Annotated in this window: 5 protein-coding genes; 4 read left to right on the top strand and 1 reads right to left on the bottom strand. The window is 74.1% G+C overall.

Annotated features, from left to right (window positions below; genetic code table 11):
• The 4 genes from G3I42_RS25340 to G3I42_RS25325 all read left to right on the top strand — a co-directional run.
• The coding region (locus G3I42_RS25340) for a hypothetical protein (RefSeq protein ID WP_164289631.1) at positions 1-770 on the top strand (770 nt) is incomplete at its 5' end.
• A gap of 49 nt (positions 771-819) precedes the next feature.
• Positions 820-1,002, top strand: a complete 183-nt coding sequence (locus G3I42_RS25335; RefSeq protein ID WP_239096660.1) for a VOC family protein — start codon at positions 820-822, stop codon at positions 1,000-1,002.
• Positions 1,003-1,241: 239 nt separating this feature from the next.
• On the top strand, positions 1,242-1,448 hold the full coding sequence (locus G3I42_RS25330) for a VOC family protein (protein WP_343244661.1): 207 nt from the start codon (positions 1,242-1,244) through the stop codon (positions 1,446-1,448).
• 12 nt (positions 1,449-1,460) lie between these two features.
• Positions 1,461-1,904, top strand: coding sequence for a GNAT family N-acetyltransferase (locus G3I42_RS25325; RefSeq protein WP_164289627.1), 444 nt, complete (start codon positions 1,461-1,463; stop codon positions 1,902-1,904).
• A gap of 55 nt (positions 1,905-1,959) precedes the next feature.
• On the opposite strand, the gene G3I42_RS25320 is transcribed toward G3I42_RS25325, so the two are convergent.
• On the bottom strand, positions 1,960-3,006 hold the full coding sequence (locus tag G3I42_RS25320) for a hypothetical protein (RefSeq protein ID WP_164289625.1): 1,047 nt from the start codon (positions 3,004-3,006) through the stop codon (positions 1,960-1,962).
• Positions 3,007-3,476: the final 470 nt, after the last annotated feature.

The following is a 3,476-nucleotide window of genomic DNA, read 5'->3' as shown; positions in this document are numbered from 1 at the left end:
GCCCCGGCAACGCCCCGCCGACGCCCCTCGCCCAGGGGCCGACCGGCGCGCACCCCTTCCGCGGTTCCCCTGCGGAGCGCTGGGCGGACGGCCGCGCGGGCATCACCGTGCCCGCCGCGCGTGCCACGGGCTGGATGGACGAGGCGCGGGTCGCCGCCGCACTCGCCGGCACCGTGGACTTCCTCGCCGCCTCGAACCTGGACCCCGGCGTGCTGCGCGGCGAGCGACCACGCGAGGCGATCGCGCTGATGAACCCGCACCAGCGGGACGTGCGGGAGTTCCTGAAGACGGCGCTCGGCAGGACGCCGACCCGCGAGCAGAACCCGCTGCACCTCTTCAGCCGCTTCGACACGTCCCTCGTCCGGCCCGCGACGAAGGTGGTCAAGACGCGCGGCCGACTCGACTTCCGCGAGGGGAGGAACGGCGCCCTCCGGGTGACGAGCGACGTCACGTTCGTGTACGCGCTGGAGCGGGCCGGGGGCGGCGAGGTGACCCGTACGATCGTGCGCCGTGAACTCGTCGTGGACTGGGACGACCCGAGCAAGATCATCACCGAACCGGGCACGTTCTCGCTCGTGTCGTTCAAGTCCTTCTCCTCTAACGGCGGTTGCGACAAGACGAACCCCCTCTACACCCCCGCCTTCGACTCCGACCGCGCCGCCGGGAAGGACACCGGGGCAACCGGCCCCGAAAGGGACCCGTACGACCGCGGCGAAAGCCTGGACACGCTGACGACGTCCGACAAGTGCGGTGCGGTCAGCAGGATTTGAGACCGGGGCCAGGTAGCAGGTCCGGAACGGGACGAGCAGGAGGACACGCATGAGGGCGCGCGAGGGCGGCATGTGGTGGGGCACGGCGGTAGAGGCACCCGATCCGGCGGCGCTCGGGCGGTTCTACGCCGGGCTGCTCGACTGGCACATCGGCCATGAGGAACCGGGTACCACGATCGTGGCCGCGAGCCCGTCCGGCCCGTTCCTCGTCTTCCAGCGCGCCGAGGACTAGGGTCTGTCTTCAATCTCGCCTCTGCCGCGCGACGCCCGGCACGCTCCCCCAGCCTGGCGGCCGGGAGGTGCCCCCACTCGCCGCACCGGCCGAAACCCCGAGTACGCCCAGTACGAGGGATTCCGGCCGGCCCGCCGAGAGCACGCACCTGGGGGCACCTCCCGGCCGAAGGCTGGGGGAGCCGCGCGGCCGCCCTGCGGGCGACGAGGCGAGATTGAAGACAGGCCCTAGCACGGCCGGTGTGGCCGCCCGTTCCCGGTGAGCAACGGCCCATGATGCACTTCGACTTCCAGGTCGGCGACCTCGAAGCGGCGGTCGCCGAAGCGGTCGAACGCGGCGCCACACCCGTACCGGACCCGCTCCACCCGCACGTCCGCACCCTGCTCGACCCGGCGGGGCATCCCTTCTGCCTCTGCTACGACGGAGAGCGAATGCCGGTCGCATGATCTGATGGGCCGATGACCAGCTCTCTCGGCCTTCGTATCGAGCAGCCGCACGGTGACAGCGCCCTCGGTGACTGGCGGTACGTCCACAACGCCGTCATCCCCGTCCAGCCCCTGAGCCTCGCGGAGGTACGGGAGCGGGCAGGGCGCAACCGCCTCGACCTCGCCCGCGCCGGAGGCGTCCTCGTCGGCTCCACGACCGTGCGCCCGCCGACGGACGGTGTCGCCACCGTCATCGCGCGGGTCCTGCCGGCCCATCGCCGACGGGGGTACGGCGAGGAGCTGTACGCGCACGCGCTGCGCCGGGCCCACGCGCTCGGCGCCACGACGATCGAGACGTGCGTCCTCGCGTCGAACGAGGACGGGCTGCGGTTCGCGCACGCCCACGGCTTCACCGAGATCGAGCGATACGTACTGCCGGGAAGCACGATCCCGTGGGTGGACCTGCGACGGGAGTGAGGAAGGCGGCGGGGCCGGGGGGAACGGGCCGTTCGCCCTCTCCGTTCGAGACCCCTCAGTCCTTCGTCTTCGTCGTGCGTTGCGAACGCCAGACGAGGAAGAGGGCCGAGGAGATCGCGGCGATACGCACCACTGCCGGCCAGGTGTCGGCGATCGCCGCGCTCCACTCGCCCCGCGCCAGCGGCTCCCCCCACCGGCCCTCGCTCCGCCCCCACAGCCAGACCGCCCCGGCGGCCAGCGAGAGCGCCGGGATGCCGATCACGGCGACCTTCGACTCGTTCGTGCTGAGCCGGCGCGAAGCCCACGCCAGGAGCCAGCCGGCCGCGAGCGGCAGCCAGGAGCCGAGCACCGCGCCGACGACGAGCGCCGCTGCCGCGAGGAGCAGCAGCGGATTGCTGAACGTGCCGGGACGCGGCACCCGCAGACGTCGCCGCGCCTTCCCGGCGGGCTCCTCCACGACCACCGTCTCGGGCAGCGCCGCCTTCTCCGCCGCGTCCCCGGGGCGCTGGACGGGAACCCGGGGCCGCAATCCGAGCATCTCGGGTGCCTCGATGCCGCCGACGAACCCGGCGACCTGATCACCGCCGCCGAAGAATCCGTGCGGCTCCGGACCGCCCGCCTCGGTGCGCCACCACTCGGCGCCGCTCCCCCCGCGGCTCCCGGCCGACCCACCGTCGTCGTAGTCCTCCAGGCCACCGGTCCGTGCCGTACGAGGTTGCGGCACGCCGGGCGCGGCCGGGCCGGAGCCGGAGGCCGGGCCGGTGCCCGTCGCGGGAGCGGTGTCCTTGGAGAAGCCGCGGAAGCGGCTCGGGCGGGCCGCTCGGTCCGGCTGGTCTGCGGGGCCGTCAACTCCCGGCGCACTCGGGGCGCCTGTCGTGCCCGCGCTCGCGACGACGTCCTCCGGGCTGCCCAGCCGCGTGAGGATACGGCGCACGGCGGCGGGCGAGTCCGGGGTCGTGGGCTTCGCCCTGCTGCGGTCGATCTCCCCGCGCAGTCCCGCCACGAGCCGCATCCGCTCCCCGGCCGACAACTGCTGTTGCTGCGCCAGGTCCCCGACCCGGCTCAGGTAGTCGAAGACGAGCTGATCAGTCTCGATCCCCACCGCTGCCCCTCCACGACGTCCGACAGCCCTCGCGCACCCTGCTGCGACGACGGTACCGAACTCGGCCCGGCCGAAGGGGGCATCAGGCCCGGATCACCCCCTCGCACGCGGATACGGGCATGCCGCCGACACGGGTGAGGGGCGCGTGCGGCAGGGACGCGTCGGCGGGGAGGCGTGACGCGTCTGCGCGGGTCCGCGATGCGTCGGCGCGGGTCCGCGGCGCGTCTGCGCGGGTCCGCGACGCGTCGGCGCCGGTTCACGACGCGTCAGCGCGGGTCCGCGACGCGTCGGCGCCGGTTCACGACGCGTCAGCGCGGGTCCGCGACGCGTCGGCGCCGGTTCACGACGCGTCAGCGCGGGTCCGCGACGCGTCGGCGCCGGTTCACGACGCGTCAGCGCGGGTCCGCGACGCGTCGGCGCCGGTTCACGACGCGTCAGCGCGGGTCCGCGACGCGTCGGCGCCGGTTCAC

Source organism: Streptomyces sp. SID11385 (assembly GCF_010548245.1).
In the GTDB taxonomy this organism is placed as follows: domain Bacteria; phylum Actinomycetota; class Actinomycetes; order Streptomycetales; family Streptomycetaceae; genus Streptomyces.
Note: the sequence above shows the minus strand (reverse complement) of the source record. Positions and strands in the feature narration are given on the sequence as shown.

Bases quoted from the DNA above. Each gene is read 5' to 3' on its own strand.
- G3I42_RS25335 (WP_239096660.1), top strand. From the start codon at position 820: ATGAGGGCGCGCGAGGGCGGCATGTGGTGGGGCACGGCGGTAGAGGCA.
- G3I42_RS25325 (WP_164289627.1), top strand. From the start codon at position 1,461: ATGACCAGCTCTCTCGGCCTTCGTATCGAGCAGCCGCACGGTGACAGC.